We start from the raw sequence: 22,181 nt of genomic DNA, 5'->3' as shown, positions 1-22,181 counted from the left end.
TAAGTAGGCACTAATAAAAAGTAAGAGAGGAAAATCATGGATATATTAAAAAGAATAGTGATGATGGGTATTGTTTTGACAACACTTGGATTTTTGAGTGCTTGTGGAACGGTCAACGGATTTGGTAAAGATGTGTCTCATGTAGGTAAAGACATACAAAGAGCAGCACAATAAATTTCTATCATCCTGGGGGCGGTTAATACTTAACTGTTCCGGATCTCGATAGTTGGTTGCTTACATAGCGAAAGCGGTGTTCCATTTTTGATGCAGGATCAATGTTCATATAGAAATGGATTTCCGCTTTTGCGAACATGACGAAACCATTTAAATCAATGCCCTGATGCTCAGGCAATTATTGATGATATCCCTTTATGGAAAATCAGATTTGATTCTCAAAAGTAACTATCCCTGGCATTGCTTGGATCCTACGATTCTTTGTCCCTAATTCTTTGGGTATATAGGGCTGCCATTGCCATGTGGGTAGATCATAGTTTTGTGCCTGAAAAAGTTCATTTAAATGATCAATTAATGCATTTTTATCTGATAAATCAGGAGTGATTTGAATGGTAAATTGATTCAGTTTATGTTGTTTGATACTGTAATCATCAAATTCGAATGGAAATGAGGCCATTTTCTGACGAATGAGATCTGCAAAAATAGGAAACACTTTGTTTCCTTGGGTTGCATAACAGATATCGCCTTCCCGACCTTCAATTCCTGCTAATCGAGTAAATATACCCTCTGATTTTTCTTCAATCAAAACATCGTCTAAACGATACCGAATTATTGGCTGTGTAGTGCGCAATAAGTCGGTAATAATAGGCACAAACCGCCTATCATCTAACCATTCTTTTTCAATAATTAAATATTCTTCATTCATCAATAAATGATTACTCTCTTTATTGCTAATTGCTAAAAAGCCTTCTGTACACTGATATACTTGGGATACTCGGCAATTAAATGCGTTACTTATAACGAGTTCATCACTGGGCTCTAAAACTTCAGCTACGGCGAATATTTTTTCAGGATTAATGGATAAACAATGCTTTTTTCTAGCTAAGGCCAATAATACAGAGGTTGGGGCGGATAAAATAGTAGGTTGTAGTTTGTTCAGCGGATCTAAATGATTTTCAAAATTTTCAAATAAATCAAAAAAGTGAAATTGAATTTTTTTATTTTTATTCAGATTTGTATACAGCTTGTTATTTGCTCTGAGGAAGAAAGCAATACGCTCTTTTTTCTTTAGTCCTTTAGGTAAGGTTTTGGCCATTAAAATGCCAGCCCAGGCATCACGTTCCTTGGCACTGACAAGAAATAATCCGCGATTTCCTGAAGTTCCAGAGGAAAGTCCAACGGCAATATTATTAATTAAAGCAGAAAAGTCACGTGTATGTTCTGCATTTAATGCTAACGCTAAGGCCTGGTCTTTTTTTATTTTTTGAGTATTTATATCATCAAAATGTTCCATCATTATTTTTTTATTAATAATAGGCCATTCAGCAAATGGTTTATCCAGATAAGGTTGATAAAAAGGGGATTTATATAGGGTTGTTTTTACTAAATTTTTGAACTTTTTTTCTTGGTAGGCAGATAATTGTTCACGTGATTTAAAATATTTTTGAAGATATTGAGTTTTAAAATAATAATAAAGAAGTCTAAAAATCATTATTGTTTTTCCAAAATGCGGTTACGTATGTGTTGACAATGAGAAGGAATAATATCTATTGTTTTATTTTTTTTAAAAAGTAGGTGTAAATTTCTTATGGTCTGTTGATAAGCTTCTTTATTGTCATGAATTAAGTAAGTGAGATTGCTGGGAAATATAAATTTCTTAAATGCTTCTTGATGCCAGCAACTGTCTGCAACTAAGAAGACTTCTTGAGTATTTAGTTCTGGAGCGTGGAATCGAGGGCTTTTGAAATACAAACCAATTTGTCCTTTAGCATGCCCAGGTAAAGGAATAGCAATCAGGTGCTTGTCGTCAAAAAGATCAAAACCTTTTGTAAAAGGGGCTAAACTGGATTCAAGTTGTACTTCATTTTTTAAAACCACAAGACGTTCATAAAAATCTTTGGGGAGCAATCCAGGTAAAAATCCTTGGATTAATGCTTTAATGCCTTTTTTATTGGATATATTGTTTATAGCATCTGCATGGCAGAAAAATTGGGCATTAGGAAAATCGTTTAAGCCTCCTATATGATCTGCATGGAAATGTGAAATCACAATTGCTTTGATCTCAGAGGCCGAAATATTGTTTTCTTCTAATTGTTGTTTCAGCGATTTTTTTAATGTCACAGGAGTTAGGCGTCTATAAAGCGAAAATGGAAATTTTTGAGTAAGCTCATAAAATCGGTTGCTGTAACCTGTATCGAATAAAATATAACCTTGTTTAGGGTGTTTTATTAAAGCACAGATTGCTGGATATTCGCATTGTTTCAAGCGGCCATTTTTTAATGTCATTCGTTCGCAGTGTCTACAAAAACCTGCTTCAAATAATTGATATTCGATCATGATGTTTGATACCAGTGGGCAAAACGCTCAATGCCTTGCTCAATATTTATTTTGGGTTGGTAACCCAAATCTTTTTGAGCTGCTTCAATATTTAAAGTTTGTCCCAAAGATAAAACTGCTGCACTGTATTGGGTTAAGCGAGGCTCTTTGGTAATAAAGGGTAGGCTAAAGGCTTTTTCCATGCAGGCAGCATATATTTTTGCAACTGAATAAGGGATAAATTTAGGTATAAATGGTTTTTGTAATGCATGAAACAATTGCGTCAGAATGTTGAGAAGTGTTTGGGGCTCATTATTGGTTATATTGTATTTTTTACCACAAAACTTTTGGTCTGCGTGAGCAGCTAAGAGTAAGCTTTCTACAACATTTTCAACGTAAGTAATGTCGATCACATTTTTTCCATCACCAATAATAGGTAAGAAGCCTTTTTTTTCATTCTTTAATAGGCGAGGAAAAATTGCTCGATCATAAGGACCAAAAATAGCGCGCGGGCGCAAAGTAATCACATTTATATTTTTTTCTTGGTAGGCTTTATCCACTATAGCTTCTGCGAGTAATTTAGTTTTTACATAATAATTAGCAGGTTTTGGGGGTAATGCCATATCTTCTTTGATGTTGTATTGTTCCGTGAAATTAAAATAGATACTGGGTGAAGAAACATATACTAATCGCGCATTTTCTGGAGTTGCTTCTATGATATGTTGTGTCCCTGCTACATTGGCTGCGTAAAAATCTTTATAACGACCCCAGGGACTGGAAAGTGCGGCACAATGAAAAATGGTTTGGGCATTTAGTGCAGTATTTTTTAATTTGGTTTTATCGGCTAAATCCAGGGCAATAAATTGAGCTCCTAGCTTGGTAATGACTTTGCCCAGTTCTTCATTACGTCCCAATGCAATCACTTCGTGCCCTTCTTCAATTAAGCGCTTGGTTAAATTTATTCCAAGACAACCCGTTGCTCCCGTAACGACACAAATCATCTTAATACTCCAAAATCACGCCACCAGCTGCTAAACCAGCCCCTGTACCCAATAACAACACTAATTGTCCACGGCGTAATTGATTTGTATCAATGAGAGTAGATAAAGCTGTAGGGATAGAGGCGGCAATTTGATTCCCATGATAGGGGTAAATGGACACAAATTTTTCAGGAGGAATATTCAGCCTTTTTTGTATGTGATGCATGGCAAGTAAGCTTGCTTGATGCGGAATAAACCAATCAATATCTTGCATTTTTAAATTAGCTTTATTTAATAAGTTATCCATGAGGCTATCTAATAACTTGGAAGCTAATTTGAATACTCTTTTGCCTTCCATATGAAATAAACCCTGTTCTCTATTTTTAAGAGGGTCTTTTGCTGGTAAGCGAGTTCCTCCGGCTTCTATTTGACAGATGGTAGAACCAATACTATGCGTTTCGTGATGTGACGATAAAATTCGACTATCACCATCACTTTTTTCAAGCACACATGCAGCTGCTCCATCACCAAAAATGGTGCAGGTTTCCATATCTTGCCAATTGAGTCCAGCTGAAGCAATATCACTGGAAACAATAAGAATACGATTAAATCGACCGCCCGCGATTAAATAGGAAGCAATATCTAAGGCACTCACGAAGCTTAAGCAGGTACTGTTTATATCGAAACATGCAATTCCCGATTGTTCCAATCCCAATTGTTTTTGGATTAATACTGAAGTACAAGGAATTGCTTGCTCGCCTACACCACAGGCGCTGATGATGGCATCAATATCGGCTAATTTAATATTTGATTGGTGTACCGCAGAGAGTGCGGCTTGTGCTCCCATATAGGAGGTTGTTTCATCGGGAGAAACAAAATGACGTGAAATGAGGCCAGATTTCTTTTGCACACTTCCTTTTGGTAAATTGAGTTTTGTATCTAATTCTGTAGAAAGAACTTTGTTTCTAGGTAAATAACGCCCCATTCCAGTAATTTTTACAGCAGGCATGTTTGGTCCTTAATTGTTAACATTAAAAGCTATTTTAAGCCAGGTGGTTTTCACCTTAAATTTGAGGAAAAAGCATTAAGTATATTGCCATCCAAAGATTGATAATTATACTACATGTTTGTTAGTTGCTCAATTATTGTTTGCTTAAATTAATTTGATGAGTAAGAAGACCAAAACAAAATCTGAAACTGTCAACTCATTCTAATTCATGTTAAATTAGTCATTAATTTTACATGATTGGCAAGGGATTGTAATTAGTGTTCAGTTCTAGATATCGTACAAGAATGTTAAGTAGTGTGCTTCTGAGTGCTTTTCTTCATACTTCTTGTATGGTAGGCCCAAATTTTCATTCTCCTGCACCACCAAAGGTCAAAGACTATACCGAAAACCCCTTACCCGATAAAACGGTAAAAACTGCCGGATCAGGAGGTCAAGAGCAAGCATTTATTACCAATAAAGACATTCCACTTTTGTGGTGGGAGCTTTATCGTTCTTCTGAAATCAATCAGTTAATACACACGGGTTTAGCCAACAGCCCCACTTTAGCCGCCGCTTCTGCAGCATTACGCCAGGCTCAGGAAAATTTAAAAGAGCAAATAGGGAATTCAATGTGGCCTGCAATTGATGTTACTGATTCGATACAACGACAACGTTATTCAGGGGTACAAATCGGTATTCCCTCGGAGAGTGTTACTTTTAGCCTTTATTATACTTCGTTTAATTTATCCTATACCTTGGATGTTTTTGGTGGTGCGCGACGACAAATCGAAGCATTGCGAGCACAAGTGGATTATCAACAATTTGAAGTCATTGCGGCTTATCTCACATTAACCTCTAATATAGTGACCACTGCCATAGCAGTTGCATCTTATCAAGCACAAATTGAAGCAACTATCGAATTGATTCAGGCAGAACAAGGAGTTCTTAACTTATTAAACAAGCAATATCGGTTAGGGGGTGTTTCAAAAGAAAATGTGTTAACCCAACAAACTTTATTGGAACAATCAAAAGCAACTTTACCTCCGTTACAAAAAAGCTTATCGCAGGCGAAGCATGCATTATCTACCCTAGTAGGCGCATTTCCAGATGGGCCTTTACCTACTATTCGTTTAGATCGTTTAAACTTGCCTACAGAATTACCTATAAGTTTGCCTTCAAATCTTGTTCGTCAACGTCCCGATGTACGTGCTTCTGAGGCTTTGTTGCATGCGGCTTGCGCGCAAGTGGGTGTTGCTACAGCAAATTTATTTCCACAGTTTACTATTAGCGCCAACGAGGGATGGCTTAATACTTCCTGGTCAAATCTCTATACTGCAAGAAATAATGTGTGGACGGCAACCGGCATGGTGCTGCAACCTTTATTTCATGGGGGAGCATTGCTTGCACAACGGCGCGCAGCAATTGCTGCTTATCAACAAACGGCAGCACAGTATCAACAGATTGTGTTACAAGCATTCCAGAATGTGGCCGATGTTTTAAGAGGGTTGGAGATAGATGCGCGTACATTGCAAGCTCAAATAAGAGCTGAAGATGCTGCTCGAGCATCTCTTAATCTGACTCTCAAGCAATATCGTTTAGGTGCAGTCAGTTATATCAATTTATTAAACGCACAACAGCAATACCAACAGACGCGTATTAGTCGTATTCAAGCTCAAGCTACTCGTTATAACGATACGGCAGCATTATTCCAAGCTTTGGGGGGCGGCTGGTGGCATAAACCTTGGTGTGTCAAAGAGTGTCTATGATGAAAGAGATTTTCTTAAAAAAACAAATGATCATTATGCTAATAGCTGTGGGTATTCTTTTTAGCCTTATTTTTGGCTGGAAAGTCTTTAGTGGCTATATGCTGAAAAAATATCTTTCTCAGTCCCAAGCGCCTGCAGTTACTGTTTCAACCATGAAGGTTGAGCCTTCTTTATGGCAACCTACCCTAAAAGCAGTAGGCAGTCTACGCGCTGTTCTTGGGGTTAATGTGACGACGGAACTTGCTGGTATGGTGCAAAAAATCTATTTTAGACCTGGTTCTGCTGTGCAAAAGGGGGCTGTTTTAGTGCAATTAAATGCAGGGACCGAATTGGGGTTATTGCATTCATTGCAAGCACAAGTTGAATTAGCAAAAATTACTTACAAACGCGATAAGGCTCAATATGCCGTGCATGCCGTAAGTAAACAAACGCTAGATACTGATGAGTGGAGCCTGCGAAATTTGCAGGCTCAAGTTGAAGAACAAGCAGCAACCGTAGAAAAGAAAACCATACGCGCACCTTTTTCAGGACAATTAGGTGTTAGAAACGTTAACCCCGGGCAATATCTTAATGTAGGTGATACTGTAGTGAGTTTACAAGCTTTAGATGTTATTTATGCGGATTTCTATTTACCGCAGCAAGCATTAGCTCGACTCAGGTCAGGACAGAAAGTCAACATGGTTACCGATACTTTTGCAAATCAAGTTTTTCAAGGAACTATTACTACGATTGAACCTATTGTGGATAGTGCAACTCGTAACGTAGAGGTTGAGGCTACTTTTCCTAATCCTGGTTGCAAATTAAAGCCGGGGATGTTTACACGAGTCGAGGTGGATGTAGGAAACAAACAAAGTTATCTTACGATACCACAGTCAGCAATTACGTTTAATCCATATGGAGACATTGTTTACGTGGTTAAAGACAGTGGAAAAAAGGACAATAAAAATCAACCAATTCTTGTGGTGAAACAAGTTTTTGTCACGGTTGGTGATACACGTGGGGATCAAATTGCAGTGTTAAAAGGTTTGCACAAAGGAGATGTTATAGTGACTAGTGGTCAATTGAAGCTTAAAAATGGCAGTCAGGTCGTAATCAATAATCAACTACAACCCAGTAATGAAGCATCACCGAAAGTTGTTGAGAAATAATCTAAGGATTTGTAACAATGCGGTATACGGATATTTTTATTAAAAGACCAGTACTGGCTACAGTGATTAGCTTACTGCTTTTAGCTATGGGTTTACGATCGATTAATTCTTTGCCCATCATGCAATATCCATTTACAGAAAATGCTATTGTAACAGTGACTACGACCTACACTGGTGCAGATCCTGATGTAATTGCTGGGTTTATTACAACGCCCTTAGAAAATTCAATTGCTCAAGCGAATGGTATTGATTATATGACATCAATCAGCTCGCCTAGCACAAGTACAATTACTGTAAATCTTCGTCTTAATTATGATCCGCTAAAAGCATTGTCGGATATTACGACTAAAGTCAATGCAGTGCTGAATCAGTTACCTAAGAATTCACAGCAACCAGTAATTACTGTTTCAGTAGGTCAAACAATTGACTCCATGTATATTGGATTTTATAGCGATGAATTACCCATCAATAAGATTACTGATTATATAATTCGGGTGGTACAACCCAAACTTCAAGCAGTAAATGGAGTACAAAATGCACAAATTCTTGGAAACCAAACCTTTGCTTTGCGAGCTTGGTTGGATCCAGTCAAGCTTGCTGGTTATGGAATTTCAGCAGCAGAAATTGGTACTGCATTAGCGAATAACGATTTCATTTCTGCGGTTGGACGCACTGATGGTCAGATGTTTATCCAAAACTTAACTGCCAGTACTAATTTAACTGATGTGAATCAATTTAAGAAAATGGTTATTAAAGCGCAAAACGGGGCTATAATCCATTTGGAAGATGTGGCTACTGTTTCTTTGGGAGCACAAAACTATAATTCTTCTGTGAGTTTTGATGGGCGCACAGCTGTTTATGTCGGTATTGTGGTTGCCCCTTCAGCTAATCTTTTAACTGTAATTGATGAAATAAAAAAAATATTTCCTACGATTCAGGAACAATTGCCTCAAGGCTTAAACGGAAAAATTGTCTATGATGCGAGTTTGTTTGTTCATTCATCGATTCATGAAGTTATTGTTTCCCTTTTAGAAGCATTTCTTATTGTCACTGCGGTTATTTTTATATTTTTAGGATCGATACGTTCGGTTTTCATTCCAATTGTGGCTATCCCTTTGTCTCTTATTGGCGCATTCTGGATTATGCTTATTTTGGGATACTCCATTAATCTTCTTACCTTATTGGCTTTGGTGCTCGCAATTGGTTTAGTAGTTGATGATGCCATTATTGTTGTAGAAAACGTGCAGCGTCATATAGAGGATGGACAAACTCGATTAAGGGCTGCATTGTTAGGCGCGCGTGAATTAGCCAATCCAATTATTGCCATTACTGTTGTTTTAATTGCAGTTTATCTACCTATTGGTTTTATGGGGGGATTAACCGGCGCTTTATTTACGGAATTTGCCTTTTCTCTTGCAGGTGCGGTTACCGTTTCAGCAGTTATTGCCCTTACTTTATCACCGATGATGTGTTCCAAATTGCTCAAGATTGGAGATGGCGGTGTCAAGGGACGTTTTATGGCTTATGTTGATAAGTTATTTGCAAAATTGGAGCGATTTTATGAGCGAATTTTAGCTTCTACTTTAAATCATTTGTCTGTTGTTGTGGTCTTTGCGATGATTATTCTTGCAAGCAATTATTTTCTTTTTATCACTTCTGCTTCTGAATTAGCACCCCAAGAAGATCTTGGTGTGATCATTTCCCAAGTTACAGCTCCTGCAAATTCTTCATTAGCTCAAACCCAAATGTATGCTAATGAAGTAAGCAAAATTTTCAAAAAATATCCTGAAACCGATCATATTTTTCAAGTTGATGGATCCCAGGGATTAAATACTTCCATTATAGGGATGGTTCTAAAGCCTTGGGATCAACGTCAGCGAACAACAAATCAGCTGCAACCATTGATTCAAAAAGAGCTAGATCAAATTGCTGGCGCAAAAGTAGCTGCTTTCCAACTGCCATCATTACCAGGAGGGGGGAGTGGACTTCCAATTCAATTTGTTATTACAACAACTGAATCATTTGATAACCTGAATGTGGTGTTACAAAGTATTTTAGATAAAGCGTATCGTTCGGGTATTTTTGCCTATATCGATCCTGATCTTAAAATCGATCAAATTCAAACTAAGGTTAATTTAGATCGTGATAAAATCGCAGAGTTTGGTTTAACCATGCAAGATATTGGCAATTTATTTGGCTCTGCTTTAAGTGAAGGATATATTAATTATTTTAATTATGCAGGCCGTTCTTATCAGGTGATTCCTCAGGTAAAGAGAGAAAGTCGCTTAAATACAGATGAACTCTTGAATTATTATATAAAAACTTCTTCTGGAGCATCTGTTCCTTTGGCTACTGTTGCTGATTTACAACGACAAATTGTTCCTGAATCGTTAAACCATTTCCAGCAACTGAATTCAGCAACAATTTCAGCAGTGGCATTTCCTGGCGTAACTATGGGGCATGCGTTAGAGACTTTGGCCAATATTGCCAAACAGACTTTACCTCAAGGTTATTACATTGATTATGGTGCCCAATCACGACAATTTGTTCAAGAAGGAGCTAGTCTCATTATTACCTTTTTCTTTGCTTTAATTATTATCTTTTTGGCACTATCAGCTTTATTTGAAAGTTTCCGCGATCCACTTATTGTTTTGATCAGTGTGCCTATGTCCATTTGTGGGGCAATGATCTTTGTGAGTCTGGGCATTGGACACGCTACGCTTAATATTTACAGTGAAGTTGGCCTTGTTACTTTAATTGGGTTGATCAGTAAACACGGTATTTTAATCGTCCAATTTGCTAATGACTTACAAGCTCAAGGACAAAAAAAATTAGCGGCAATCAAGGCCGCAGCTGCCATACGGTTACGTCCTATTTTAATGACTACTGCAGCAATGGTATTGGGTGTCATTCCTTTAATTTTTGCAACAGGCGCAGGAGCGGAAAGTCGTTTTAATATTGGCTTGGTTATTGCAATGGGAATTTCGATTGGAACTTTATTTACGCTTTTTGTTGTCCCCTCCATATATTTATTATTAGCGGCAGATCATGCGAAAAAAGTATCCCCTGAAGACGAAGAGTTTTTATAATTTGAATTGAATAAGTGATTTGTTTGGGTTATTTTTTAATCATATTTTATTGTATATGTTCAATAAATATATTGAAAAAACCAATATATTTGCCAATTTCATAAGACACATAAATATATTTAATTGGTCAAGTAGCGCTTCTCTCCAATAAGATTATCCTAACCGTTGTAATAAATTAGGAGCGAGTTGTGAGAGAAGAAGTAATAAAAAAATTAATGACATAACGCAAAATAAAACCTATCCGTAAAGTCATATATAGTGTTACCCGTTGTGATTTTGTATTAAGCAATGAACAAAAGGAAAAAATGACGGTTCAATCAATGAAAGCAGAGATTAATAAACTTAAAGAAGTAGAGCCAATTTCTCAGCGTGAATACTCCTGCCGTTAACTCTAACTGTGTAGGGTATATAAAGGATTTTAAAAAATTGTTGCTTTTTAGACCTCCCGCTTTTGCTCATGGGGGTCAACTTAAGGAAAAATTGACTATCACCTTTAAGGGGTGATGTTTAGCAGGACGTCACCCTCTGCGCAAGCAGGGGGTCTATTGAAAGCTATGCTGTATATGATGTTTCTAGCAAGGTGTATTGCTTTTCAGATTTTCCCCTTTTGCGGCGTTGCTGCATGATTAATGGATCCTAAGCCGTAGGTGCTGTAATGAGAGTAGGGACTTCATATTTTTTCTTGACGCTCTCTGTAGGTGTAGAAGCAAATAAACCAAAACGCTTTGTCAGTTCGCTTATTTCGGGAGGGTGATGTACTGCATTGTTAACACCATCTAAAAGCTTTTTGCGAGTTGGAGTATATAAATGCAATGCTTCTAACAAAGATAAGAAACAGATTTTTAAGAAATTGAAACTAAAAGTATTAGTTTGTCTGTGCTTAAGAATAATGCGTTCAAAGTTAGGGTTTTTAACTTTATTTTTAATCAGCTCCAAACGTTCTTTTACCTCTAAACCAGGATTTTCAGCAATGTCTTCAAGCTCCTTAATACATTTGCTTTTCTGATTTAAGGTTGTTTCACTTTCAAATAAAGAATTATTTTTTTGTATTTGTACCGTAGAATAACTAAAGTAATTTTTGAATTGGGCTAAAGCAACTCGAACTGAATCAAGATGATAGTATTCGGCATAATGTCTTTTTTCAAAAAGACTAATTTTTTCTTTTAACCGTTTTTGGATGTTCAAATTAATATCGTTTGCTGTTTTTGATTCAGCGATGATTTCATTTCTGAAATTAAGTAAGTATTTTTCTAACTTAGCTTGATATTCTTTGTCGGTATACTGCAGGCCAATATGACGATTGCAATAAAGTGTAAAATGTTTATCAAAGGATTCTGTAGTATATTGCTCAACAAACGTAATATTTTCTTTTTCTTGAACTTTAGCTAAATCAGTAAGATACGTTAATTTTTCTTCTGCAGTAGCACGTCTCATTTCATGGGTTGCTTTTAAACCTAAATAGTAATGATGACTTGCTTTGATTAATGCTTCGACTTGAGCGAAATGAGGCGTATAATCTTTAAGTCCAAAATTACAAAGATTATCAAGTGCAAGGTCCTCTGGATACTCGCTAGGTTCAATGTTAATTTTTTTATCGTGTTTTAGTTTTGCAATTTTAGGGAGTGCTTTTTGGTAGGCTACCCGTAAATTTTCTTTGTCCCTATCTAATTCTTCCTGTGATGGAAAAATACTTTCAGGATCGTGATATACAAGATAACATTGGTATAAATCTTCAATATCTTTATATTTTTTCTCTAAATTTTTTAAATATTTTTTTGTACTTTTAATTTGATTGTTCGTTAGAATTGTTCTTTTACTCAATGGTTCTTTATCACAGACAAGCGATAGATGTGTTTTGGAATCTAAATCAAACGGGTGCAGCAATCCTTTAAAAAATTCATTTGTTATTTGTCTTAAAGGTTCGGATAATTTCCCAGGCTCTAATCCTAATCTATTTTCCCAGAGATCTGCTTCAAGAAGCATGGGAGTAAATATCGTAGAATGCATTTGGTTTATATTGTTAAGTACTGCATCGTGGGAAGTCGTTGTGAATTCATTGAGTTTTTGGGTTAGCTCTTGGTACAAATAAATCATGTTCGGTGTTTGCAAGAACAATTTGAAGTAAGAATCAGAGCTATTTATTAAGTTTTCAATGAATAAAGTCGCTTTTTTAGCGCGAATATGTAAGTCGTTGAGTTCTTCTGTAGTTAGGTAATTCGTATTTTTTAAGGCTCTTATGTGTTTAGGCCCTATGTAAAAAGTATTAAGAACATACCAAAGTGCGTTATATTGTACATTAGGGGAACCATAAGGCACTTGCTCTGGACCTACTTGGTATGCATCAGATTGCTCTTGGAAAGTTGCATATAAATGTTGTGCTTTATCCTGTAATTCGCGAGCAATAAATCCTAGGTGAGGATCAGCAATCAAGCGCTGGGTTAATTTAATAATTTCATTAACATGCCCATAGGCTTGCAATAAATAATATACGTAAAGGCTTTTAGCGCTTTTATTATTTAATTTTTCTAATTCAAGAACAATTCCTTCCAAATGGTACATACTGTTAAATATATCTTTTAAAGCACACACCTGTTTACTTTGCGTTAATCTTCGGTTGTCATCCTCCATTTCGGGGAAAGGTACCCCTGACTGTTGAGGCCTTAATTCAGCTTTCATTGCTTTATTAAACAATTTTATAACTTCAAATAAGGATGATCTAAACTTATGGATGGCTTCTGAGTAATTAGTATGTTGAATGACATAATGAGCTCTTTTATTTGTTTTGGAGTCTAGCTCTAGGTCATGGGCGTCATTTTCAAGGGCAAATTTTTCTTGAGCCAAATCATAATAAGTTTGGGCTCTGTTTTGCCAATTTCTATGGGTTCCGCTAAAAAAATCTTGGAAATAGTGGTCTAAGTCTCTGAATGTTTGTACTGAAGGTATATCTTTGTTGTTTATCTTCTTATTTGATAATAAGGCAACGATATATTTATCAAACGTTAATGCATCTTCTTTTCTTTTTTCCGGAATAGCACTAATGAGATAGGGTTGGAAAATACTATAGAGATTACGGCATTGCTCTTTAACTTGGGGAGCAAGATTATCAAGAAGCAATTTTTTTCCACTCATTTGAGGTGTTATAAGTTCTATAAATTGAGAATATGCATTACGAACAACTAAAAATTTAGTATGCTTATTGAGATACCACTGCCACATATCAATAGCTTGATCAGCACTTAATTGTTCAGGATTTTGGAGTATTTTATTACTTTTTTTTGTTTTAAAATGAAGCTTTGCATCTTGATCACGTTTAATCTTTAAAGCTTTTGATTCTTCTTCGGAAAGAAAACTTTTTTTCGAAAAATCATAATAAAATTCACTTTTATCTTTCCATTTGGTAAAGAACTCTTTATCTTTTTTCTCTTTCGATTTTTCAAAGAACTCCAAAACCTCTTTATCCAATTTCAAAAATAAAGAAGTAGAGGGAGCATCTAAAATATCCATGGGTTTATTAGCAAATAAGTCTGCTAAATATTGCTCAAAATTTTGGGCGGAATCCTTAAGCTTAGGTGAAACCACCAATTTGAAATAGGGTTTAAAAATTTGATACAAATTTTGGCACTGCTTTTTTATATCTTCATCAAGATTAGTGAGCGTTAGGCTGCTGCCATAAAGCTCTGGTTTCACTTCTATTTGTTTTTTTATAAGTTGTGAAAAGCGAGTATAGGCAGATTGAACTTGTTGAAGCTCACTTTTATTAGACCACTCATAATTAATTTGATTAAAAAAATCCTGGATATTTTTATCAAGATTTAGAAAAAGTTTTGTTGTTGGCGAATTTGTATTTGTTTTCTTGGAAAAAAAATCGGTCAAATGTTGCTCTAAGCTTTTGGCAGCATCTTGATGTTGGGCCGAGGTAAAAGCACTCAGATAAGGTTGAAAGATGTTATATAAACTGTGACATTCTCTTTGCAAGGTACTTTCAAGCTTATTCAACGCTAAGTTGTTCTCCAGATCAGGCTGCCTGGCTATTTGTCTTTTTATTATTTGGGCAAAACGAATATAGGCATTTTGTACGCGTTGAAACTCTTCTTTTGTAAGCTTTAATTTCTTATTGATTTCTTTTTCAATTTCTAATGGTTTGGACTCATCAAGAGTATAGACACTTTCTTTTTCACTATAAGGAAATAGAAATAACTTGGTATTTTTATGGACTGACTCGATGAGATCTTTGTTTAACTTAATATGAAAAAGCTGACTGTTTTCCGCTTTTGTAATTAAATCCTCCATGGCTTTTTGTTTTTCTAAAACAAAGTTAATATGATCTGCGGGATATTGTCCCCGGATCCAACGCCATGGTTTTTTTAGATAAGAATTCCAATCTTCTTTTTCTACGCCGAATTTTTCAATGAGCAATACATTTAAATCAATGTCCAGTTTAGACATATAGGGACTAATCAATTTATAATTTTTTATCAGTTCTTTTTTTACCTCTGGGGGAAACTGATACATACGAAAGTCTTTATAACGAGGATCATTTAATATTGCGAAAAATTGAGAACAGGCTTCCCGTACTTTTTGGATTTTGTACAATGCCTTATTAGCCTTATCAATCCGCTTGTAAGACATTTCCAATCTTGATTCGATAAAGCGTGGATCTTCAATTTCAAGTAGTTCTGCTCCCTTAGTTTTAAAGTCGACTGCTTTTTTAGGTAGATAAAGTATTGCCTCATAGAGTACTTTGACTTTTTCCATCAAGGGAACTGACAACGTTCCCGGTTTTAACATGGCGTTATCTTCAATTTTGTCAACTAAACCAAATAAAGTGGGTATTAGGTTATATTTTAAATGGGATAATTTATCACGAACTAAATCTTGGGATGAATCGCTGAGCTCGCCTATTTGTTCTAAAGAACTCATAGATAAGGTGATAATATTGCGTATGATATGAATGTAATTTAAGAACTTAAGGGAAACAAAAACACTGCTCCCTTTTAAATTCTCTAAATCATTTAATAGGTGAAGCGCGGCATTTTGTAACTCATCTAGCTTCTCTTTATTAAGCTTAGGTTCTGATTCTTTAATTTGAGATGAAAACTGTTGAATATGTTGAGTTAACTTATCAATATAACTGGGTAAGACTGCGCTAAATTGCGTTAGAAAATTATAGTCTACATCACCATCAAGAGGGCGCATTTGATCGACCGTAATCCCAGCTACTTTACCTGCATTGTAAGCTAATGGTTGGGGTTGTAATGCTTTTACTATAGTCTTTTGCTCATCTGTATGATTTTCCGCAAAATGTTGAATTTGGCTAAATAATGGCAATAGAACAGTTAATTCATCACTAAACATATCTCTTAAATCGACATCTAAATGAGTGAGCAAAAAGCTTGCTTCATAAGCTGAATTAACCGTCTTATCCCAAAGCGATTTCAAATCAGTATAAGGTTGTTTTCTAACATCAACATTTTCTAAATCTATAAAGGTTCGACGCCCATGATAAAGTGCATTAATTAATTTTTTGATTTGAGAAATGTTATCGGGGTCGAGAGAGTAATCAGTAAAGGGCGCCCATTGGATATGGCCTTTTCTTGCAACAGCTGAAAGTATATTTGGCTTAAGTGCATTTAATGTAAATGGATGAGTATGTTTTTTTTTCGCAGTGATGTCGATAATTTTGGGCATCAATTGCTCTAAATCTTCAAAAGAAAGATTAGAGTTAGGGGCTACCTTAAGTTCCTCTTTTTTTATGCGGCTCGTTATTGTTTTTCCATTGGGATCAAGTACTGTATATTCAAATCCCTCATCTAACATACGAACATAAAAGAAGCCTTTTTGAGGCTTTACTTGGTCAGACATTAAGGCAAGGTTATATTTAAAAGGAGATGGAGCTGCAAGTTCTTCTAAGACCGCATTTTTGATTTCCTTTCCATTGGGGGCTATTACCGAATAGGCAATTTTCCCCTCATGTTCCCTAACATAGAGTTTACCGGGTTCTAATTTTGTTTCATCAGTCATGAAACAAAGCTCATAGCGTGGGAAAAAAGGAATTAAGCGTGGACTAACGTGTTTACTGTAGAGAATTTCAAATAATTTTTCATCAATGCGTTCTAATAGTTTTGATATCTGGTTTCGTTTAAATGACTCTAATAATTTTATATATTCTTCAATCATTACAGATACCCAAAAGATTTGATCTCAAGCATTTTACAAAACAATACTTAAGTCAGTATTAAGAATATTTCAGTTTGGCAATATTTTCATCTAAAACTATCGATAAATCAATGAATCAACGTAAAAAAGTCAATTGAGTCTGCTTGCAGATAGTACATGGATTCAGGTTGAGTTTTTAGAAAATAAAATACTAAGCATTTACATATTGGATGTGAATTAGCCAATAACCTTTAAGAACGAACTTTAACCGAGAGCTCTAAAATAAAATCCGCAACTTCTTCATGAAATGAAGGATAATCGGTGAACGCTTTTATATGAATCGGTTTGGTAATCCTTTCTCCTGTAATTTTTGATTCTTGTATCATTGTTTCAACTAATGCACCTTCAGAACACATAAAGTAGACATCTGATTCCGGTCGGCGTAAAAACTGTGCCTGAAAGGATTTAAAAGCAAGAGATATCTGACATTGTTTTTTGGTTGCATGATAAAAACCATGCAACCCTCCTGCAAGATCTGCTCCTACTGAAAGAGCGCCAAAATACATCGAATTTAAATGATTACGACTTCGCCTATTTAAAGGCAAACAAATGATTATTTCCGTATCGTTAAGTTTTATGAGACGAGGTTTTAAATACCCAATCATAGGTACTTTAAAATGACCAAACTTCCAAAGAAAAAACTTAAACCGAGTGAGGAGATTCATGGATTATCCTTTTTTACCATATCAACGCTTTGAATAATAAAACGATCAAATGGCTTTGTTACTACCATGGAAAAGGCAACCATCTCATTTACTTCTGCAACTAATACCACTGAGTCTACACGCCAATACTTAACTCCATTAGAAACTCCTTCGCTTTCAACAAAGGGCTCTTTAGCAAATTTGGGATGAAGAGTAAGATGTTGCTCCCTCACGATTTTTACATATCCTCCTAAAAATACAGCTAAAGCATTCCAGGCGTTATCTGAATAATTTTTACGAAACGCTAAATGTTCTCTTACTTTATAATTGTAATCTATAGATAGAGTATCTAAGATAATTTGTTTTACCCACTGAGTTACTTCAGTATCAGTTTGCGCATAAAGGTTAAGTGAGGAAGTAAAAAGTACTACGAATAGAAGTATTTTTTGTAAAAGAGATTTCATTTTAAAATCCTTTTTTAGTTCAAAATTAATAATTTATGTATTCATTGTAGCATAATTATGAATTAGGAATGCGTATAAAGTGCTCTCCAATTCCTGAGAAAAATGGTCTAAAAATAAGAGCTATTATTGTAGATACATATTTGCGCTAAATGCTCCACATTTTTATCATATTATCTTATAATTCTTACCTTCTTTAAGTAAAAAGACAATAGGCTCTTTTTAAGTCACTGATTAAATCATATGCATGTTATCTCTATACGGGGCGCAAGAACCCACAATTTAAAAAATCTCGATTTGGATTTACCGCGAGATAAAATGATTGTCATTACAGGGTTATCTGGTTCGGGTAAGTCTTCTTTAGCTTTTGATACTTTATACGCAGAGGGACAACGTCGTTATGTAGAATCTTTATCTGCATATGCCCGACAATTTTTGGCCATGATGGAAAAGCCGGATGTTGACTCCATAGAGGGTTTATCTCCTGCAATTTCAATCGAGCAAAAGGCAACCTCTCATAATCCTCGTTCTACAGTAGGGACAATTACTGAAATTTATGATTATTTAAGGTTACTTTATGCACGAGTTGGAGAACCTCGTTGTCCGACTCATCATGTGAGTTTACATGCACAAACCATTAGTCAAATGGTGGATCAAGTTTTGGCTTTACCTCTTGATAGTAAAGTGATGATTTTGGCTCCAGTAGTTCGTGAGCGTAAGGGGGAACAGGTTCAGCTATTGCAACAGTTACAAGCCCAAGGTTATGTACGAGCCCGTATTGATGGCGAACTTTATGAATTGGATTCTCCACCTAAATTGGGTTTGCGTACAAAACATACTATAGAAGTAGTGGTGGACCGATTTAAAGTGAGACCAGAAATTGCCCAACGGTTAAGTGAGTCATTTGAAAATGCTCTAAATTTAGCCGAAGGTCTCGCTCTTGTGGCATCAATGGAGAATCAATTTAATGAACTGGTATTTTCTTCAAAATTTGCATGCCCTGAATGTGGTTATAGCCTTAGTGAATTAGAACCCAGACTTTTTTCTTTTAATAATCCGGTGGGGGCTTGTCCTAGTTGTGATGGGCTAGGGGTGGATCAGTTTTTTGATCCAGAACGAGTAGTTCATGATCAAACGGCAAGTTTAGCTGAAGGCGCTATTCGTGGCTGGGATAAAAAAACTACTTATTATTACGCAATGTTGCAATCACTTGCGGCGCACTATGGGTTTGATACACATACCGCATTTTGCGATTTGTCTGAAGAGATACGCCAAATTATTTTATATGGAAGTGGACAAGAAGTCATTGAGTTTCATTATCATAGACCTAATGACGGGCATATGGTAAAGCGTCATTCATTTGAGGGTATTATTCCTAACATGCAACGGCGTTATCGTGAGTCTGATTCAGGAATGATTCGTGAGGAACTCGCCAAATACTTATCATCCAGACCTTGTTTGAGCTGCCAGGGCGCAAGATTACGTATCGAGGCACGCCATGTCTTTATTGATAATAAAAATTTACCTGAAATTACAGCTTACTCGATCGAGAATGCTTATGATTTTTTTAAAAATTTGCGCATGACGGGATATAAAGGCGAGATTGCAGCAAAAATCAATAAGGAAATTGTTGAGCGATTAGGTTTTCTTGTTAACGTAGGCTTGGATTATCTTTCATTAGCTCGCAGTGCCGAAACTTTATCTGGGGGTGAAGCACAACGTATTCGTTTAGCCAGCCAAATTGGTTCGGGGCTTGTTGGTGTGATGTATATTCTGGATGAGCCATCCATTGGTTTACATCAGCGCGATAATGATCGATTATTAAAAACTTTAATGCACTTAAGAAATCTAGGGAATACGGTAATTGTCGTCGAGCACGATGAGGATGCTATTCGTAATGCTGATTTTGTTTTAGATATAGGTCCGGGTGCAGGTGTGCATGGAGGTGAAATTGTTGCTTGCGGCACACCTCAAGAGGTGATGCAAAATCCAGCTTCATTAACGGGTCAATATTTATCAGGAAAGCAGTCAATTTCTATTCCTGCAACTCGATTAGCAGTTAATCCAGAAAAAATGCTCCATTTAAAAGGGGTGGTTTGTAATAATTTACTGGGTATTGATGTGAGTATTCCTTTAGGTTTAGTAACCTGCATTACGGGAGTTTCTGGTTCAGGTAAATCCAGTTTGATTAATGATACTTTATATCCTAGTGCTGCAAATTTGTTAAATAGGGCAAGTTTATATACCTCAGGATCCGCTAAAGAAATTTTAGGATTAAATTTATGCGATAAAGTGATCGATATTGATCAAAGTCCAATTGGTAGGACTCCTCGTTCTAATCCCGCTACATACACAGGTATCTTTACCCATATTAGAGAATTATTTGCTGCTACCCCAGAGTCTAGAGCTCGTGGCTATCAGCCAGGACGTTTTAGTTTTAATGTACGCGGCGGCCGCTGTGAGGCCTGTCAGGGAGATGGACTTATTAAAGTTGAAATGCACTTTCTTCCTGATATTTATGTTTCCTGTGATGTATGTAAAGGCAAGCGCTATAATAGGGAAACCTTGGACATTCAATATAAAGGGAAGAATATTCATGAAGTTTTAGAAATGACGGTTGAGGATGCAAGTCATTTTTTTTCAGCGATTCCCGTATTAGCTAGGAAATGTCAAACGTTGATGGATGTAGGCTTGTCGTACATCAAATTAGGACAAAGTGCAACGACTCTTTCTGGGGGAGAAGCGCAGCGAATCAAGTTATCACGTGAATTATCCAAACGTGATACAGGAAGTACTTTATACATACTGGATGAACCAACGACGGGGTTACATTTTCACGATACTAAGCAGTTATTGGCTGTTCTATTTCGTTTGCGCGAGCAGGGGAACACCGTTATTATTATTGAGCATAATTTGGATGTGATTAAAACAGCAGATTGGATTATTGATCTGGGGCCTGAAGGAGGCAGTAAAGGCGGGCGTATTGTGGCGACCGGAACACCAGAGCAAGTGGCTGAATGTGAGTATTCCTATACAGGACAATTTTTGAAACCTATTTTACAACAAACCTAATTGACGTAAGTTAAGTTTCAACAGCATCGAATTTTTCTAAATGGTGATACAAGTAAAAACTTAGAGGTAAAAGTAAGGCCCAGGTAATTCCTACAGAAAAATAAAAGGGATAACTCCGTTCGATAACTACTATGTTACATGCAGCACCAATTTTGTAAGCAAATGGCATCAAAAAAAGAGTAAGTAAAAACCAAATGAAATAATAGCGTGTCAATTTTTCATTAAGAATAATCAAATTTAAGCCAAAGCTTAACCAAATACATACCATCCATGGAGCTGTGAAATAAGGAGCAAAAGGGTTGGCTTTAAAATGAATATAGTTTTGGTGTAACCAAATGGCATCAGTTATGGAACCAATCAGGCCGATAAAAAGGGCAAAATAAAGCGCTTTTAAGTAAGGCAGGCGATTAATAGATTGCCAACTAATTTGTACCGCAATAATCAAAAAGCCAATAACTGGTCCAAGGTATGTTTCATTTTGTGCTGCAAAATAAAAGCAGGCTATCCAACATAAATAATAGGATAAAAAATGGATACACCACCCTAATTTACTTTTATTCATTGATTTATCTCATTTTATAATCCGTTGATAGTCAACTCTATTTTACAGGAATTAATTCAATTATTTCTTTACTAAAAATAGATAAAAGTGTAGAAACATCGCCTTAGTTATACTGTTTTTTTTATAATTTTCGGTCTATAACTTAATTGTAGGAAATTTTGCATAGGAATGAAAATGAGTACTTTTTTTATTGTTCTGATAGTTATAGTAGCTCTTATCATGATATGGGCTATTAGTATCTACAATATCCTGATTCAATTTATTGAAGCAATTAATAATGATAAAAAACAAATTGATATCCAACTGGATCGTCGATTTAAAGTATTTGAGTCTTTGATTGAGGCTGTAAAAAAATATATGGATTACGAACAAACTACTTTAAAAGATGTAGTCGCTTTACGTAATCAGGCTCAAGCAGCAAAAGCCTCAGGAGATGAACAAGGTCGTATTGCTGCAGAAAACCAAATCTCACAAATTGCATCGGGCCTTAATGTGGTATTTGAGAGATATCCCGATTTGAAAGCCAGTCAAAATGTGATGCAATTACAAGAGGAAATAGTTAACACCGAAAATAAATTAGCTTATTCAAAACAAGCATATAACGATGCTATAGAACGTTATAATGCGAAGAAAAAATCATTTTTTGAATCAATAATAGTATCAATATTTTCTTCTTCCTTAGATAAGGATTTTGTTTATTGGGGACTTTCTGAGGAGCAGATTAAAGCTAAAGAAGACTATACCGTAAAATTTTGAGTTTAAAAT

At 35.9% G+C, this 22,181-nt stretch carries 14 protein-coding genes; 6 read left to right on the top strand and 8 right to left on the bottom strand.

Going from position 1 to position 22,181, the window contains the following annotated elements; translation table 11 throughout:
• Positions 1–36: 36 nt before the first annotated feature.
• Complete coding sequence (locus Lsan_RS08540) at positions 37–174, top strand: entericidin A/B family lipoprotein (protein ID WP_058514001.1); 138 nt, start codon at positions 37–39, stop codon at positions 172–174.
• Positions 175–379: 205 nt separating this feature from the next.
• On the opposite strand, the gene Lsan_RS08535 is transcribed toward Lsan_RS08540, so the two are convergent.
• Genes Lsan_RS08535 through Lsan_RS08520 form a run of 4 tightly spaced genes read right to left on the bottom strand, consistent with a single transcriptional unit; the run spans position 380 to position 4,479 of the window.
• Positions 380–1,666, bottom strand: a complete 1,287-nt coding sequence (locus Lsan_RS08535; RefSeq protein WP_058514000.1) for a F390 synthetase-related protein — start codon at positions 1,664–1,666, stop codon at positions 380–382.
• Entirely contained in the window at positions 1,666–2,511 is an 846-nt protein-coding gene (locus tag Lsan_RS08530; RefSeq protein ID WP_133134205.1) for an MBL fold metallo-hydrolase, read from the bottom strand. The genes Lsan_RS08535 and Lsan_RS08530 overlap by 1 nt, the downstream gene beginning before the upstream one ends.
• Positions 2,508–3,491 (bottom strand): NAD-dependent epimerase/dehydratase family protein, encoded by a 984-nt coding sequence (locus Lsan_RS08525; protein WP_058513998.1) that lies wholly within the window; start codon positions 3,489–3,491, stop codon positions 2,508–2,510. The genes Lsan_RS08530 and Lsan_RS08525 overlap by 4 nt, the downstream gene beginning before the upstream one ends.
• Before the next feature lies 1 nt (position 3,492).
• Positions 3,493–4,479: a beta-ketoacyl-ACP synthase III gene (locus tag Lsan_RS08520; RefSeq protein ID WP_058513997.1), complete on the bottom strand. Its 987-nt coding sequence runs from the start codon at positions 4,477–4,479 to the stop codon at positions 3,493–3,495.
• Positions 4,480–4,736: 257 nt separating this feature from the next.
• Between Lsan_RS08520 and Lsan_RS08515 the strand changes: the two genes are divergently transcribed.
• Genes Lsan_RS08515 through Lsan_RS08505 form a run of 3 tightly spaced genes read left to right on the top strand, consistent with a single transcriptional unit; the run spans position 4,737 to position 10,461 of the window.
• Positions 4,737–6,224: an efflux transporter outer membrane subunit gene (locus tag Lsan_RS08515; RefSeq protein ID WP_237762074.1), complete on the top strand. Its 1,488-nt coding sequence runs from the start codon at positions 4,737–4,739 to the stop codon at positions 6,222–6,224.
• Positions 6,224–7,372 carry an efflux RND transporter periplasmic adaptor subunit gene (locus tag Lsan_RS08510; RefSeq protein ID WP_058514042.1) on the top strand — a complete coding sequence of 383 codons (1,149 nt, stop codon included), beginning with the start codon at positions 6,224–6,226 and terminating at the stop codon, positions 7,370–7,372. The genes Lsan_RS08515 and Lsan_RS08510 overlap by 1 nt, the downstream gene beginning before the upstream one ends.
• Positions 7,373–7,389: 17 nt before the next feature.
• The gene (locus Lsan_RS08505) at positions 7,390–10,461 is read left to right on the top strand and encodes an efflux RND transporter permease subunit (protein ID WP_058513995.1); all 3,072 of its coding nucleotides are present in this window, start codon (positions 7,390–7,392) and stop codon (positions 10,459–10,461) included.
• Positions 10,462–11,097: 636 nt separating this feature from the next.
• Here Lsan_RS08505 and Lsan_RS08500 read toward each other — a convergent pair.
• The 3 genes from Lsan_RS08500 to Lsan_RS08490 form a co-directional block, all read right to left on the bottom strand.
• Complete coding sequence (locus tag Lsan_RS08500; protein WP_058513994.1) at positions 11,098–16,638, bottom strand: hypothetical protein; 5,541 nt, start codon at positions 16,636–16,638, stop codon at positions 11,098–11,100.
• Positions 16,639–16,868: 230 nt separating this feature from the next.
• Positions 16,869–17,342 carry a hotdog family protein gene (locus tag Lsan_RS08495; RefSeq protein WP_058513993.1) on the bottom strand — a complete coding sequence of 158 codons (474 nt, stop codon included), beginning with the start codon at positions 17,340–17,342 and terminating at the stop codon, positions 16,869–16,871.
• Positions 17,339–17,785, bottom strand: a complete 447-nt coding sequence (locus Lsan_RS08490; RefSeq protein WP_058513992.1) for a DotI/IcmL/TraM family protein — start codon at positions 17,783–17,785, stop codon at positions 17,339–17,341. Before Lsan_RS08490 ends, Lsan_RS08495 begins: the two co-directional genes overlap by 4 nt.
• A gap of 240 nt (positions 17,786–18,025) precedes the next feature.
• On the opposite strand from Lsan_RS08490, the gene uvrA reads away from it, so the two are divergent.
• Entirely contained in the window at positions 18,026–20,854 is a 2,829-nt protein-coding gene (gene uvrA, locus Lsan_RS08485) for an excinuclease ABC subunit UvrA (RefSeq protein ID WP_058513991.1), read from the top strand.
• Positions 20,855–20,864: 10 nt separating this feature from the next.
• On the opposite strand, the gene Lsan_RS08480 is transcribed toward uvrA, so the two are convergent.
• A complete protein-coding gene (locus tag Lsan_RS08480; protein WP_058513990.1) occupies positions 20,865–21,416 on the bottom strand; it encodes a DUF2878 domain-containing protein in 552 nt (183 codons plus the stop codon).
• A gap of 174 nt (positions 21,417–21,590) precedes the next feature.
• Here Lsan_RS08480 and Lsan_RS08475 point away from each other — a divergent pair, with 174 nt between their 5' ends.
• Positions 21,591–22,172 (top strand): LemA family protein, encoded by a 582-nt coding sequence (locus Lsan_RS08475; RefSeq protein ID WP_058513989.1) that lies wholly within the window; start codon positions 21,591–21,593, stop codon positions 22,170–22,172.
• Positions 22,173–22,181: the final 9 nt, after the last annotated feature.

Origin of the sequence: Legionella santicrucis (genome assembly GCF_001468135.1) — a bacterium.
GTDB lineage: Bacteria > Pseudomonadota > Gammaproteobacteria > Legionellales > Legionellaceae > Legionella > Legionella santicrucis.
Note: the sequence above shows the minus strand (reverse complement) of the source record. Positions and strands in the feature narration are given on the sequence as shown.

Excerpts from the sequence above, each read along its gene's own strand:
- uvrA (WP_058513991.1), top strand. The coding sequence starts at position 18,026 with ATGCATGTTATCTCTATACGGGGCGCAAGAACCCACAATTTAAAAAAT.
- Lsan_RS08480 (WP_058513990.1), bottom strand. The coding sequence starts at position 21,416 with ATGAATAAAAGTAAATTAGGGTGGTGTATCCATTTTTTATCCTATTAT.
- Lsan_RS08495 (WP_058513993.1), bottom strand. The coding sequence starts at position 17,342 with ATGAATCTCCTCACTCGGTTTAAGTTTTTTCTTTGGAAGTTTGGTCAT.
- Lsan_RS08525 (WP_058513998.1), bottom strand. The coding sequence starts at position 3,491 with ATGATTTGTGTCGTTACGGGAGCAACGGGTTGTCTTGGAATAAATTTA.
- Lsan_RS08510 (WP_058514042.1), top strand. The coding sequence starts at position 6,224 with ATGAAAGAGATTTTCTTAAAAAAACAAATGATCATTATGCTAATAGCT.
- Lsan_RS08505 (WP_058513995.1), top strand. The coding sequence starts at position 7,390 with ATGCGGTATACGGATATTTTTATTAAAAGACCAGTACTGGCTACAGTG.
- Lsan_RS08500 (WP_058513994.1), bottom strand. The coding sequence starts at position 16,638 with ATGATTGAAGAATATATAAAATTATTAGAGTCATTTAAACGAAACCAG.
- Lsan_RS08520 (WP_058513997.1), bottom strand. The coding sequence starts at position 4,479 with ATGCCTGCTGTAAAAATTACTGGAATGGGGCGTTATTTACCTAGAAAC.
- Lsan_RS08540 (WP_058514001.1), top strand. The coding sequence starts at position 37 with ATGGATATATTAAAAAGAATAGTGATGATGGGTATTGTTTTGACAACA.
- Lsan_RS08475 (WP_058513989.1), top strand. The coding sequence starts at position 21,591 with ATGAGTACTTTTTTTATTGTTCTGATAGTTATAGTAGCTCTTATCATG.
- Lsan_RS08490 (WP_058513992.1), bottom strand. The coding sequence starts at position 17,785 with ATGAAATCTCTTTTACAAAAAATACTTCTATTCGTAGTACTTTTTACT.
- Lsan_RS08530 (WP_133134205.1), bottom strand. The coding sequence starts at position 2,511 with ATGATCGAATATCAATTATTTGAAGCAGGTTTTTGTAGACACTGCGAA.
- Lsan_RS08535 (WP_058514000.1), bottom strand. The coding sequence starts at position 1,666 with ATGATTTTTAGACTTCTTTATTATTATTTTAAAACTCAATATCTTCAA.